We start from the raw sequence: 12886 nt of genomic DNA on the forward strand, positions 1-12886 counted from the left end.
CATCAGGCGAAAATCCATACCAGCCCCTGCATCGCCAACCACGCGAACACCCCGGCCAATACGTCGTCGAGCATGATCCCGACGCCGCCGTGCACGTGCCGGTCGATCCAGTGAATCGGCCACGGCTTGAGAATGTCGAAGAAGCGGAACACCAGAAAACCCGCGAGCAACCAGTACCAGCCTTCCGGCACCAGCCAGAGAGTGATCCACATCCCGACCATTTCGTCCCAGACGATGCCTTCGTGGTCGTGCACCCGCAAATCGTCGGCCACTTTGCCGCACAGCCAGAAGCCGAACAGCATGGTGATGCCCAGCATCAGCCAGTAACCCCAGTCGGGCAGCATCTGCCACAACGGAATAAAGGGTAGCGCAACCAAGGAACCCCAGGTGCCCGGTGCCTTTGGCAAGGTGCCCGAACCGAAGCCGAACGCCAGGAAATGCCATGGATTGCGCCAGACCGACGGCGGTACGAACTCCGCCGGAACCTGTTTGGGATGATCTGTCACGGTGTCTCCCGAAAATGTTGATAGCCCCGGGTTTGCGGGGTGATGTCTTGTCCGGCAGCATCCAGCAGCACGACGCCCTGCCCCGTCACCACACGCCCGACCACATGAATTGGCCAGCCATCTGCCACCATCCGCGACAACTCGACGGACGGTAAGGTGAAGGCCAGCACGTAATCGTCTCCGCCGCTCAGGGCAGCGTGTTCGGCACCCGGTTGACCGAGGAAGGCCACTAAAGCCTTCGACAGCGGCAATCGGTCCCGTTCAACCTGAATGCCGACCTTCGACGCGAGCGCAATGTGCCCGCAATCGGCGAGCAGGCCGTCGGAGATGTCCAGCGCCGACGTCGCCTTGCCGCGCAAAGCCCGACCCAACGCGAGTTGCGGTTGCGGCGACCAGTAATGCGCCAGCAACGGATCGGCGATGGCGGCTTCGGCAGTTCGCTGACCGAGCACCAGGGGCAAGGCCCCGGCGGCGTTGCCCAGCTCACCGCCGACACACAGCAAATCGCCGACCTGAGCGCCGCTGCGGGTCAGCGCCTTGCCTGCCGGCACACGTCCGAACACTGTCATGGTCAGGCTCAACGGCCCGCGGGTGGTATCGCCGCCCACCAGCGCCACACCACAGCTCTGGGCCATGAGGCTCAAACCATGGGCATACGCTTGCAGCCAATCGGCGGTCGCCGAAGGCAAGGTCAGGGCAAGGGTAAAGGCGATGGGAGTGGCGCCCATGGCAGCCAGATCACTGACGGCCACGGCCAGCGAGCGCTGACCGAGCAGAAACGGGTCGCAAGGGTCTGCGAAATGCACACCGGCCACGAGCGTGTCGGTGGAAACAGCCAACTGCTCCCCGGCGGGAACAGCCAGCAAGGCGCAGTCATCGCCGATCCCGAGGGCAACGCCCTCGCCGCCCTGCGCACAAGGCGCGGCGGCGAAGAAATTGCGGATCAGCTCAAACTCACCCATTGCGATTTCAAGCGCCGATCAGCGCTTGAACGCCTTCACTTCAGCTTCACGCAGACGCGGGGCCAGCTTGTCGAGTACGCCGTTGACGAATTTGTGGCCGTCGGTGGAACCGAAGACTTTCGCCAGCTCGATACCTTCGTTGATCACAACGCGGTACGGCACATCAACGCGCTCGAGCAGTTCCCAGGTGGACAGGCGCAATACCGCCAGTTCAACCGGGTCGAGCTCTTCGATGGTCAGGTCGAGGCAAGGCTTGAGCGCGGCGTCGATCTTGTCCTTCTGCGCAGGAACCCCGTGGAGGATTTCACGGAAGTAGGCGCCGTCGACATCGCTGAAATCGTTATCGACCCGGAACTGCGCTTCGATCTCGTTCAGCGACTGCTTGGCCATGTGCCACTGGTACAGCGCCTGGGTCGCGAGCTGACGGGCTTCGCGACGCTTGACGCTTTTCGATGGCTTGCCGGCGTCCGCAGGCTTTGGATCGCGCGGGTTGAAACGATCGCTTTCGTCGCTAATCACTTGGCCTCCAACTGCGCCAGCAGGCTGACCATTTCCAGAGCGGACAGGGCAGCTTCGGCACCTTTGTTACCGGCCTTGGTGCCGGAACGTTCGATGGCTTGCTCGATGGAATCAACGGTCAGCACGCCGAAAGCGACCGGTACGCCGAACTCCATGGACACCTGGGCCAGGCCCTTGGTGCATTCACCCGCCACGTATTCGAAGTGCGGAGTACCGCCACGAATGACCGCGCCCAGAGCGATGATGGCTGCGAACTCGCCCTTCTGAGCGACTTTCTGCGCAACCAGCGGGATTTCGAAGGCGCCAGGCGCACGGATGATGGTGATGTCGCTTTCGCTCACGCCATGGCGAACCAGGGCATCAACTGCACCGCTGACCAGGCTTTCAACGACGAAGCTGTTGAAACGGCCCACTACCAGAGCGTAGCGGCCTTTAGGGGCGATGAAGGTACCTTCGATGGTCTTCAGGGTCATTCGTTAGATCTCTTAAAGAGCCGGGACGCGTTTTCTACGCGTCCCTCAGTGATATTTGAACCGCGAATACAGGGCCGGGAACAACCGGTCATTATTCGGAGGGCACGTATTCTACAACTTCCAGATCGAAACCGGATATCGCATTAAATTTCATCGGCGCACTCATCAGGCGCATTTTGCGCACGCCCAGGTCCCGCAGGATCTGCGAACCGGCACCGACAATGCTGTAGGTGGTCGGTTTTTTCACCGGCGCGTGCTCCGCCGTTTCACGGATGTGTGCCAGCAACACGTCGCCATCGAGCGGGTGACCGAGCAACAGCACCACGCCGCTGCCGGCCTCGGCAACCGCGGCCATGGCGGCACGCAGGCTCCAGCGGCCAGGCTGCTTGACCATCAACAAATCGCGCAGCGGGTCCATGTTGTGCACCCGAACCAGGGTCGGTTCTTCGGCGCACACGTTGCCCAGGGTCAGGGCCATGTGCACGTCGCCTTCCACGGAGTCACGATAGGTCACCAGGTTGAATTGGCCCAGTTCGCTGTCCAGCGGCTGCTCGGCAATCCGCTGAACGGTACGTTCGTGGATCATCCGGTAGTGAATCAGGTCGGCGATGGTGCCGATCTTGATGTTGTGTTCTGCAGCAAAGGCTTCGAGTTCGGCGCGGCGGGACATGGTGCCGTCGTCGTTCATCACTTCGCAGATCACGCCGCTCGGCTCGAAACCGGCCATGCGTGCGAGGTCGCAGGCGGCTTCAGTGTGGCCGGCGCGAGCCAGGGTGCCACCGGCCTGGGCCATCAGCGGGAAGATGTGGCCGGGGCTGACGATGTCTTCAGCCTTGGCGTCTTTCGCGGCAGCGGCCTGCACGGTACGCGCACGGTCGGCGGCGGAGATGCCGGTAGTCACGCCAGTAGCCGCTTCGATCGATACGGTGAACTTGGTGCCGAAGCCGGAACCGTTGCGCGGTGCCATCAACGGCAGCTTCAACAGTTCGCAGCGCTCGCGGCTCATCGGCATGCAGATCAGGCCACGGGCGTGCTTGGCCATGAAGTTGATGTGTTCAGGCTGGCAGCACTCGGCGGCCATGATCAGGTCGCCTTCGTTCTCGCGGTCTTCGTCATCCATGAGGATGACCATCTTGCCTTGGCGGATGTCTTCAACCAGTTCTTCGATGCTATTGAGCGCCACAAGGCACCCCCTTGGGTCAGGATTTTAGGTAGCCGTTGGCGGCCAGAAAGCTTTCAGTGATGTTACTGGAAGTTGGCTCTGCGGCCTTGTCGCCCAACAGCAGGCGCTCCAGGTAACGGGCAAGCAAGTCGACTTCAAGGTTCACCCGGCGACCTGGCTGGTACGACGCCATGATGGTTTCGCTCAGGGTGTGCGGAATGATGGTCAGCATGAACTCGGCGCCATCGACCGCGTTCACGGTCAGGCTGGTGCCGTCGACGGTGATCGAGCCTTTATGGGCGATGTACTTGGCGAGTTCCTTCGGCGCACGAATGCGGAATTCCACGGCGCGGGCGTTATCGGTGCGGGCAACCACTTCACCCACGCCATCGACGTGACCGCTGACCAGATGCCCGCCGAGGCGAGTGGTCGGGGTCAGGGCTTTTTCCAGGTTGACCGGGCTGCCGCTTTTCAGGTCGTTCATGGCGGTGCAGTCGAGGGTTTCGCGACTGACGTCCGCGGCAAAGCCATTGCCCGGCAGTTCAACAGCCGTCAGGCACACGCCGTTGACCGCGATGCTGTCGCCCAGCTTGACGTCGCTCAGGTCGAGCTTGCCGGTTTCTACGTGTACCCGCACATCTCCGCCTTTTGGGGTCAATGCACGAATACTGCCGATGGATTCGATGATGCCGGTAAACATGGAGTCCTCCTCGAGAACAGGGCCGTCGCGTGGCGCAGGCCGGAAATTATACGCTCGCCGCTGGCGCAGGAATGGCAATGACTCGCCAGTCATCGCCAACCGCGCGAATTTCAGTGATTTTGAGCTCGGGCGCGTCTTTCATCTGCGCCAGCGGCCAGTCCAGCAATGGACGGGCCGAAGAACCGAGGAACTTGCCGGCGATGAAGATCTGGAACTCGTCCACCAGACCTTGCTGGGCAAATGCCCCCGCCAGACGCGGGCCCGCTTCGACCAGCACTTCATTGACGCCGCGATTGGCCAGTTCGACCAGCAACTTGCGCAAGTCGACCAAACCATCGTCGCCAGCCACGATCAGGCATTCCGGACCGTTGGCGTATTGCTCTTCGATGGCCATGCAGGTGGCGACCAGCGCCGGGCCTGCCTTGAAGAACGGCGCGTCCAGCGGCACGCGCAAACGGCCGTCGATCAGCACGCGCAGCGGCGGGCGGCTCATGGCCAACGCAGTTTGCTCGGCGTCCAGCCCCAACTCATCCGCACGTACGGTCAAACGGGCCTTGTCGGCCAGCACCGTGTCGGCGCCGGTCAGCACCACGCTGGCCTGGGCGCGCAGGCGTTGAACCGCCGAGCGCGCAGCCGGGCCGGTGATCCATTGGCTTTCGCCGCTTTCCATCGCCGTGCGACCGTCGAGGCTCATGGCCAACTTGACCCGCACGAACGGCAGACCGTGTTCCATGCGTTTGAGGAAGCCTTGATTGAGCTTGCGCGCCTCGCCTTCCAGCACACCGCTTTCGATAACGATGCCGGCCTGAGCCAGACGCTGCATGCCACGACCGGCCACCGACGGGTTCGGGTCCTGCATCGCCGCGACCACGCGGGCGACGCCGGCATTCACCAGCGCATCGGCACAGGGCGGTGTATGGCCGTGGTGGCTGCACGGTTCGAGGGTCACGTAAGCGGTAGCGCCACGGGCCTTGTCGCCCGCCGCGCGCAGGGCGTGGACTTCGGCGTGGGGTTCGCCGGTGCGCTCGTGCCAGCCTTCGCCGACAATTTGCCCGTCCTTCACGATCACGCAACCGACCCGAGGGTTGGGGTGTGTCGTGTAATAGCCTTTGCGCGCCAGTTCCAGGGCGCGGGCCATGTAATGGGCGTCGAGGATGGCTTGTTCTGGGGAGGAGGTCATTCTTTCACCGGCTCACGGGCCAGGCGATCGATCTCTTCGCGGAACTCGTTGAGGTCCTGGAAGCGCCGATACACGGAGGCGAAACGAATGTAGGCGACTTCGTCGAGCTTTTGCAGCTCGGCCATCACCAGTTCACCGACCACGAGGGACTTGACCTCGCGCTCGCCGGTGGCGCGCAGCTTGTGTTTGATGTGCACCAGCGACGATTCGAGGCGCTCGACACTCACCGGGCGCTTCTCCAGCGCACGCTGCATGCCGGCGCGCAGTTTTTCTTCGTCGAACGGCTGGCGGCTGCCGTCGGTTTTGATCAGGCGCGGCAACACCAGTTCAGCGGTTTCGAACGTCGTGAAACGCTCGCCGCAGGCCAGGCATTCACGCCGGCGGCGCACCTGTTCGCCCTCGGCGACCAGACGCGAGTCGATGACCTTGGTGTCGTTGGCACCGCAGAAGGGACAGTGCATGGTGGCAGGCAACAAAAAAAGGGAGGGCCATGGTAGCGCATCCCTGTGGCAAGACAAGCCATAGGGTTTGCGGTATACAGACTGGCTATAGAGAACGATCCATGGATTTCACCTTGCTGGAGCCGCAAATGTCCCTCAGACCGCTCGTATTGCTCAGCCTTTTCAGCCTGTTGGTGGCCTGCAGCAGCGATGCACCCAAGCCTCAGCCGCCGACGCCAGGGCCTGCCCCGCAAGCGGCGCAGAAGAAAGCCAAAGAGTCCGCCAACCTCGGCCCGCTGCCCGCGTATCAGCGTGAATTGAGTGGCACCCTGCAAGGTGTGCCGTCAGGCGCCGAAGTCGAGCTGGCGCTGCTGGTGATCGACGAAAAAGACCGCCCGCAGCAATTGCTCGCCAGTTCCAGCCTGATCGGCACCAACCAAGTGTTGCCGTTTCATCTGCGCTTCAACCCGGAATCTTTCCCGGTCGGCGCCCGCGTTGAACTGCGGGGTCGCGCCAGTCAGTCCGGCCAGCTGATTTTGCATCTGCCTGCGCAGGCCATCACGCAACCAACCACGCAGACATTGGGCCAGCTGCAATTCGTCAAAGCGCCATGATTGCACCGCTCGACCTGCAACAGGCATTAAGTGAATTGCTGGGTGACGCCCGGCTCGTCCCTGTCGCCTTGCCCGATACCGAGCTGAAACTCTGGCTGATCGACGGCGACAACATGGGTCGCGCCTTCAGCCCGGAAGAAACCCGGCGGATTCTGCATGAGCCGCCGTACTGGAGTTTCTGCTGGGCCAGCGGGCTCGCGGTGGCCCGTTATCTCGCCGACTTCCCCGAATGGGTCAAAGGCAAACGGGTACTCGATTTCGGTGCCGGTTCCGGGGTCGCGGGGATTGCCGCCGTGAAGGCCGGGGCGCTGGAGGTGGTGGCCTGCGACCTGGATCCGCTGGCGATTGCCGCCTGTCGGGCGAATGCTGAACTCAATGACGTGGAACTGAGCTACTCGACGGATTTTTTCGCCGAGGCGGACCGGTTTGATCTGATTCTGGTCGCCGATGTGTTGTATGACCGGGCGAACCTGCCGCTGCTCGATGAGTTTTTAAGCCGCGGGCGGGAAGCGCTGGTGGCGGATTCGCGGGTGAGGGATTTCAGGCATCCGCTGTATCGGCGCATCGAAATGCTGGAAGCGATGACCCTGCCGGATCTGGCTGAGCCGGAAGAGTTTCGGCATGTGAGCCTCTACCACGCGCGGCGCGTCTGAAGCCGCTAAAAGATCGCAGCCTGGGGCAGCGCCTACATTGACCGAATGCGCCCCCTATCCTGCAGGAGTTGCCGAAGGCTGCGATCTTTTGCGCCAGCCCTTATAGTGAGCAGATTCACGCTTTTACGAGATCCCCCATGAGTCAGGAAACGCCGTACATCTTCGACGCTACGACCGCCGATTTCGACCAGTCGGTGATCGAGAACTCTTTCCACAAACCGGTGCTGGTGGATTTCTGGGCCGAATGGTGTGCGCCCTGCAAAGCGCTGATGCCGATGCTCCAGACCATTGCCGAGAGCTATCAGGGCGAGTTGTTGCTGGCCAAGGTCAACTGCGACCTCGAACAGGACATCGTTGCCCGCTTCGGCATTCGCAGCCTGCCAACCGTGGTGTTGTTCAAGGATGGCCAGCCGGTGGACGGTTTTGCCGGTGCGCAACCGGAATCCGCCGTACGGGCGATGCTTGAGCCTCACGTACAAATGCCGCCCCCCGCGGCGGCTGATCCATTCGATCAGGCCCAGGCGCTGTTTGACGAAAGTCGTTTCGCCGACGCCGAAGCCATTCTCAAAGTGCTGCTGGGCGAAGACAACACCAACGCCAAGGCACTGATTCTGTATGCCCGTTGCCTGACTGAACGCGGCGAGCTGGGTGAAGCGCAAGCCGTACTCGACGCGGTGAAAAGCGATGAACACAAGGCAGCATTGGCCGGCGCAAAAGCGCAGATCCAGTTTCTCGGCCAGGCCAAGGACTTGCCGGATGCCGCGGACCTGAAGGCGCGTCTGGCGCAGAACCCGCAGGACGATGAAGCGGTGTATCAACTGGCGATCCAGCAACTGGCCCGTCAGCAGTACGACGCGGCGCTGGATGCGTTGCTCAAGCTGTTCATCCGCAACCGCAGCTACAGCGAAGGCTTGCCGCACAAGACCTTGCTGCAGGTGTTCGAACTGCTGGGCAATGATCACCCGCTCGTGACCACGTACCGTCGCAAGATGTTTGCTGCGCTGTATTAAGCCGGGTTGATCCAGCTATAGAGCGGCGTATCCCCGCCGCTCGACACTTTCACCTCCGCGCTATGGCGCAACCGCACCAACAGGCGTTTGCCCGACGATGGGCTGCCCGTCAGTCCTTCCAGTTGCTCAAGCAAATCAGGCCCGCTCAATTGTCCGGCCTTGCGCAGCAAATCCTTTGCGATCTGCCACTGCGCATCGTCCTGATTCACCGGTTTCGACTGTGCCGCACTGGCTTCGGGCTTGACCACCTGCAACTGCGCGCCAAGCTTCGCCCAGTCACCGTCGTCCATCTCCAGGGTCAAATCCACTGGCCAGTCGCCGATGCTTCCGCGTATTCGCAACATAAGTCTGCTCCTGCACATTTCTGACCCACATGCTCCCATGGGACTTGTGCAACGCCAAGCGGGCGGTCAAACTCTCAGCACTTTCGTTATAAGATTACATAACAGTTTATTCATTTTACTTCCGGAGACCCGCCATGCGTCGTCTGCTGCTCGCTTTACCGTTTGCCCTGTTGCCGTTGGCTGTCGCCCATGCCGCTGATGAACATGATCATGAACATGAGCACGGCAGCCTTGGCGCCCACGAACATGGTGTCGGTCGCCTGAACGCGGCGCTGGACGGCCAGACCCTCGAGCTGGAACTGGAAAGCCCGGCGATGAACCTGGTGGGTTTCGAACACGCTGCCACCACCGACGCCGACAAGGCCAAAGTCGCCGCCGTCCGTACGCAACTGGAAAAACCGCTTACCCTGTTCAACCTGCCGAAGGCCGCCGGTTGTGTGGTGGCGACCCAGGAACTGGAAAGCCCGCTGTTTGGTGACAAACCGGATGCCGATGATGATCACGACGCCGATGCCAAAGACGAACATCACCACGATCACAGCGAAATCCACGCGCACTATCAATTCACCTGTGCGGCCCCGGGTGCCCTGAAAACCCTGGACCTGGCGAACATCTTCAACACCTTCCCGGCCACCCAGAAAATTCAGGTACAACTGATCAGCCCGAGCGGGCAGCAAGGGGTTGAAGTGACGGCCAAGGCGGTTGCCCTCAAGTTCTGACCCCAACACAAATCCAAATGTGGGAGCGAGCCTGCTCGCGATAGTGGCGTAACAGTCACCATCGATGTTGAATGTCATGCCCCCATGGCGAGCAGGCTCGCTCCGACAGGGTTCACCACCAACCTGACCGGTTTCACATGACCCAAGCACTTATCGAACTGTCCGACCTGGGCTTCAGTTGGCCCGGTCACCCGCCGCTGCTGGACATCCCGGCGTTCCGCCTGGAGCCCGGCCAAACCCTGTTCCTCAAAGGCCCCAGCGGCAGCGGCAAGACCACCCTGCTCGGCCTGCTCGGCGGCGTGCAGAAGCCCGATCGCGGCAGCATTCGCCTGCTCGGCCAGGAACTGACCGAACTCGGCGCCGGTGCGCGTGACCGCTTCCGCGTGGATCACACTGGCTACATTTTCCAGCAGTTCAACCTGCTGCCGTTTCTCTCGGTGCGCGAGAACGTCGAGTTGCCCTGCCACTTCTCCAGGTTGCGCGCCGAGCGGGCAATCCAGCGCCACGGCAGCGTCGACCAGGCCGCTGCCACCCTGCTCGCTCACTTGGGCCTGAAGGATGAAAGCATCCTCGGCCGCCGCGCCGATTCGCTGTCCATCGGTCAGCAACAACGCGTCGCCGCCGCCCGCGCCTTGATCGGTCAGCCGGAACTGGTGATCGCCGACGAACCGACTTCCGCGCTGGATTACGACGCTCGCGAAAACTTCATTCGCCTGCTGTTCGCCGAATGCCGCGAAGCCGGGTCGAGCCTGTTGTTTGTCAGCCACGACCAAAGCCTCGCGCCGCTGTTCGATCGCCACCTGTCGCTGGCCGATCTCAATCGCGCCGCCACCCCGTCCGAGGTCTGAGATGTATTTGTTTCGTCTAGCCATGGCCAGCCTGGCAAACCGCCGCTTCACCGCGATCCTCACTGCATTCGCCATTGCCCTGTCGGTCTGCCTGCTGCTGGCTGTGGAACGGGTGCGCACTGAAGCCAAGGCCAGTTTTGCCAGCACCATCAGCGGCACCGACCTGATCGTCGGCGCCCGGTCCGGCTCGGTGAACCTGTTGCTGTACTCGGTGTTCCGCATCGGCAACGCCACCAATAACATCCGCTGGGACAGCTTCGAACACTTCGCCAACAACCCGAAAGTGAAGTGGGCGATCCCGATGTCGCTCGGCGATTCCCATCGCGGTTATCGGGTGATGGGCACCACCGAGGCGTACTTCGAGCACTACCAATACGGCCATCAGCAACACCTGGAACTGGCCGACGGCCGAGCCTTCGCCACCGACCCGTTCGAAGTGGTGCTCGGCGCCGAAGTGGCCGATGCGCTGCACTACAAACTCGGCGACAAACTGGTGCTGGCCCACGGCGTGGCGGTGATCAGCCTGGTCAAGCACGACGACAAGCCGTTCACCGTAGTCGGCATTCTGAAACGCACCGGCACCCCGGTGGACCGCACGCTGCACATCAGCCTCGGCGGCATGGAAGCGATTCACATCGACTGGCACAACGGCGTGCCCGCCCGGGGCCAAGGCCGGATCAGTGCCGATCAGGCGCGCAACATGGACCTGACGCCGCAAGCGATCACCGCGTTCATGCTCGGCCTTAACAGCAAGATTTCGACCTTCGCGTTGCAGCGCGAAATCAACGAATTCCGCGGCGAACCCATGCTGGCGATCCTGCCGGGCGTGGCGCTGCAAGAATTGTGGAGTTTGATGAGCACGGCAGAAAAAGCCTTGTTCGTGGTCTCGCTGTTCGTGGTGCTGACCGGGTTGATCGGCATGCTCACGGCGATCCTCACCAGCCTGAATGAACGTCGGCGCGAGATGGCAATCCTGCGCTCAGTGGGCGCTCGGCCGTGGCACATCGCAACCTTGCTGGTGCTGGAGGCGTTCGCCCTGGCGCTGGCGGGCGTGATCGCTGGCGTGGCGCTACTTTATTTGGGTATCGCCGCCGCGCAGGGTTATGTGCAGGCCAATTACGGTTTGTATTTGCCACTGGCGTGGCCAAGCGAATATGAATGGACGCTGCTCGGTGGCATCCTGATCGCCGCGCTGCTGATGGGCAGCGTGCCGGCGTGGCGCGCGTATCGCCAATCCCTGGCCGATGGCCTGTCGATCCGACTATGAGGACGTTAATGATGCCCCGCGCTCTGCTTGCGCTGTTGATGCTGGTCGCCCTGCCGCTATGGGCGGCCGAGCCGAAAGAACTGACCTGGTCGGAAATGATTCCGCCGGACGCGATGCCGGAAGTACCGAACATGACACCCCTGCACGACCTGTCGCAGATGAGCAGTGCGCTGTCCGCCGAGTCGGCGCCAGCCGCCAAACAGGATATGCCGAACGCGCCGGTGGTGAAGAGCCTCGACGGCCAGAACATCCGTTTACCGGGCTATATCGTGCCGCTGGAAGTGAGTGAGGAAGGCCGTACCACGGAGTTTCTGCTGGTGCCGTATTTCGGCGCCTGCATCCATGTGCCGCCACCGCCGTCGAACCAGATTGTGCATGTGAAGAGCGAAGTCGGCGTGAAACTCGATGAGCTGTATCAGCCGTACTGGATCGAAGGAGCACTGCAGGTTAAAGCGTCGACCAGTGAGTTGGCGGATGCGGGGTATCAGATGGAGGCGGACAAGATTTATGTGTATGAATTGCCGGAGTGAGCCCGGCAGTTCTGTGTTGTCTGATCAATCGCCATCACGGGCAAGCCCGCTCCCACAGGGACCACCCAAATCCTGTGGGAGCGGGCTTGCCCGCGATGGAATAATCAAAAGTTCCACAAAAACCAACCCCATGACTGTTTCATTGAGCTGAATCAAAAGTCCGTACCAGACGGCTCCGTACCATTGGACATCGAACATTTTCAACGTCCTTTGGAGCCTCCATGCACAAGTCCTTGCTCAGCGCTTCGCTGTTTGCCCTCGCGCTCGCAACCCCACTCGCCTACGCCCACGAATCCGGTGACATCATCGTTCGTGCCGGTGCAATCACCGTCAACCCGAAAGCTGACAGCTCCAGCGTCAAGGTCGATCAAGGCCCTTTGGCCGGCACCGACCTGGGTGGCAAGGCCACCATGAGCAGCGACACGCAACTGGGTCTGAACTTCGCTTACATGCTCGACAGCCACTGGGGTATCGAGCTGCTCGCCGCCTCGCCGTTCGAGCATGACGTAAAAATCAAAGGCACCGCCCTCGGCGCGGGCAACGGCAAACTCGGCACCCTGAAACACCTGCCGCCGACCTTGAGCATTGTCTACTACCCACTGGACGGCAAGTCTGCATTCCAGCCGTACGTTGGCGCCGGTATCAACTACACCTGGATTTACGACGAGCACGTCGGCAGCGAGGCCAACGCCAAGGGGTTCAGCAACTTCAAGGCGGATAACTCCTGGGGCATGGCGTTTGAGGTCGGTGCTGACTACATGATCACCGACAACGTCTTGCTCAACGCCCAAGTGCGTTACATCGACATCGATACCACCGCGACCGTGGAAAACGACGCAGTGAAACCAGGCACCCGTGCCAAGGTCGATGTGGATGTCGACCCGTTCATCTACATGGTGGGCCTCGGTTACAAGTTCTAAATCGTTCACGTGGTGGGAACGAGCTGAAAAAAAGGCGCC

At 61.7% G+C, this 12886-nt stretch carries 18 protein-coding genes; 8 read left to right on the top strand and 10 right to left on the bottom strand.

Translation table 11 applies throughout. From position 1 onward, the window contains the following. Window positions 1–2 precede the first annotated feature (2 nt). From ACM6IQ_RS04430 to nrdR, 8 genes are all read right to left on the bottom strand, one after another. Window positions 3–506 (bottom strand): phosphatidylglycerophosphatase A, encoded by a 504-nt coding sequence (locus ACM6IQ_RS04430; protein WP_008033735.1) that lies wholly within the window; start codon window positions 504–506, stop codon window positions 3–5. Next, window positions 503–1468, bottom strand: coding sequence for a thiamine-phosphate kinase (gene thiL / locus ACM6IQ_RS04435; protein WP_414878144.1), 966 nt, complete (start codon window positions 1466–1468; stop codon window positions 503–505). Before thiL ends, ACM6IQ_RS04430 begins: the two co-directional genes overlap by 4 nt. Window positions 1469–1486: 18 nt before the next feature. After that, complete coding sequence (gene nusB, locus ACM6IQ_RS04440; RefSeq protein ID WP_008033741.1) at window positions 1487–1987, bottom strand: transcription antitermination factor NusB; 501 nt, start codon at window positions 1985–1987, stop codon at window positions 1487–1489. Next, a complete protein-coding gene (gene ribE, locus ACM6IQ_RS04445; RefSeq protein WP_003228649.1) occupies window positions 1984–2460 on the bottom strand; it encodes a 6,7-dimethyl-8-ribityllumazine synthase in 477 nt (158 codons plus the stop codon). Before ribE ends, nusB begins: the two co-directional genes overlap by 4 nt. 91 nt (window positions 2461–2551) lie before the next feature. Beyond that, window positions 2552–3643, bottom strand: coding sequence for a bifunctional 3,4-dihydroxy-2-butanone-4-phosphate synthase/GTP cyclohydrolase II (ribBA, locus tag ACM6IQ_RS04450; protein ID WP_017341037.1), 1092 nt, complete (start codon window positions 3641–3643; stop codon window positions 2552–2554). Window positions 3644–3659: 16 nt separating this feature from the next. Further along, on the bottom strand, window positions 3660–4322 hold the full coding sequence (locus ACM6IQ_RS04455; protein ID WP_414878145.1) for a riboflavin synthase: 663 nt from the start codon (window positions 4320–4322) through the stop codon (window positions 3660–3662). 46 nt (window positions 4323–4368) lie between these two features. Continuing rightward, a complete protein-coding gene (gene ribD, locus ACM6IQ_RS04460) occupies window positions 4369–5502 on the bottom strand; it encodes a bifunctional diaminohydroxyphosphoribosylaminopyrimidine deaminase/5-amino-6-(5-phosphoribosylamino)uracil reductase RibD (RefSeq protein ID WP_017341039.1) in 1134 nt (377 codons plus the stop codon). Next, window positions 5499–5963 carry a transcriptional regulator NrdR gene (gene nrdR, locus ACM6IQ_RS04465; RefSeq protein ID WP_003228656.1) on the bottom strand — a complete coding sequence of 155 codons (465 nt, stop codon included), beginning with the start codon at window positions 5961–5963 and terminating at the stop codon, window positions 5499–5501. Before nrdR ends, ribD begins: the two co-directional genes overlap by 4 nt. Window positions 5964–6091: 128 nt before the next feature. Here nrdR and ACM6IQ_RS04470 point away from each other — a divergent pair, with 128 nt between their 5' ends. From ACM6IQ_RS04470 to trxA, 3 genes are all read left to right on the top strand, one after another. Beyond that, a complete protein-coding gene (locus ACM6IQ_RS04470; protein WP_031319153.1) occupies window positions 6092–6556 on the top strand; it encodes a YbaY family lipoprotein in 465 nt (154 codons plus the stop codon). After that, complete coding sequence (locus ACM6IQ_RS04475) at window positions 6553–7209, top strand: class I SAM-dependent methyltransferase (protein ID WP_017341042.1); 657 nt, start codon at window positions 6553–6555, stop codon at window positions 7207–7209. The genes ACM6IQ_RS04470 and ACM6IQ_RS04475 overlap by 4 nt, the downstream gene beginning before the upstream one ends. A gap of 137 nt (window positions 7210–7346) precedes the next feature. Then, a complete protein-coding gene (gene trxA / locus ACM6IQ_RS04480) occupies window positions 7347–8219 on the top strand; it encodes a thioredoxin (RefSeq protein WP_414878146.1) in 873 nt (290 codons plus the stop codon). Here trxA and ACM6IQ_RS04485 read toward each other — a convergent pair. Further along, window positions 8216–8563, bottom strand: a complete 348-nt coding sequence (locus tag ACM6IQ_RS04485) for a hypothetical protein (protein ID WP_414878147.1) — start codon at window positions 8561–8563, stop codon at window positions 8216–8218. The genes trxA and ACM6IQ_RS04485 overlap by 4 nt on opposite strands. A 134-nt stretch (window positions 8564–8697) precedes the next feature. Here ACM6IQ_RS04485 and ACM6IQ_RS04490 point away from each other — a divergent pair, with 134 nt between their 5' ends. The 4 genes from ACM6IQ_RS04490 (at window position 8698) to ACM6IQ_RS04505 (ending at window position 11927) form a co-directional block, all read left to right on the top strand. Continuing rightward, window positions 8698–9282, top strand: coding sequence for a DUF2796 domain-containing protein (locus tag ACM6IQ_RS04490; RefSeq protein ID WP_414878148.1), 585 nt, complete (start codon window positions 8698–8700; stop codon window positions 9280–9282). A gap of 137 nt (window positions 9283–9419) precedes the next feature. Then, a complete protein-coding gene (locus tag ACM6IQ_RS04495; RefSeq protein ID WP_414878149.1) occupies window positions 9420–10130 on the top strand; it encodes an ABC transporter ATP-binding protein in 711 nt (236 codons plus the stop codon). Between the two features lies 1 nt (window position 10131). Continuing rightward, window positions 10132–11397, top strand: coding sequence for an ABC transporter permease (locus ACM6IQ_RS04500; RefSeq protein ID WP_414878150.1), 1266 nt, complete (start codon window positions 10132–10134; stop codon window positions 11395–11397). 11 nt (window positions 11398–11408) lie between these two features. After that, window positions 11409–11927, top strand: coding sequence for a DUF3299 domain-containing protein (locus ACM6IQ_RS04505; protein ID WP_031319154.1), 519 nt, complete (start codon window positions 11409–11411; stop codon window positions 11925–11927). Between the two features lie 24 nt (window positions 11928–11951). Here ACM6IQ_RS04505 and ACM6IQ_RS04510 read toward each other — a convergent pair whose 3' ends face one another. Then, window positions 11952–12125, bottom strand: a complete 174-nt coding sequence (locus tag ACM6IQ_RS04510; protein ID WP_414878151.1) for a hypothetical protein — start codon at window positions 12123–12125, stop codon at window positions 11952–11954. Between the two features lie 23 nt (window positions 12126–12148). Between ACM6IQ_RS04510 and ACM6IQ_RS04515 the strand changes: the two genes are divergently transcribed. Continuing rightward, window positions 12149–12847: an OmpW/AlkL family protein gene (locus ACM6IQ_RS04515; RefSeq protein ID WP_414878152.1), complete on the top strand. Its 699-nt coding sequence runs from the start codon at window positions 12149–12151 to the stop codon at window positions 12845–12847. Window positions 12848–12886: the final 39 nt, after the last annotated feature.

Origin of the sequence: Pseudomonas sp. IT-P100, assembly GCF_949767185.1 — a bacterium.
Classification (GTDB): Bacteria; Pseudomonadota; Gammaproteobacteria; order Pseudomonadales; family Pseudomonadaceae; genus Aquipseudomonas; species Aquipseudomonas fluorescens_B.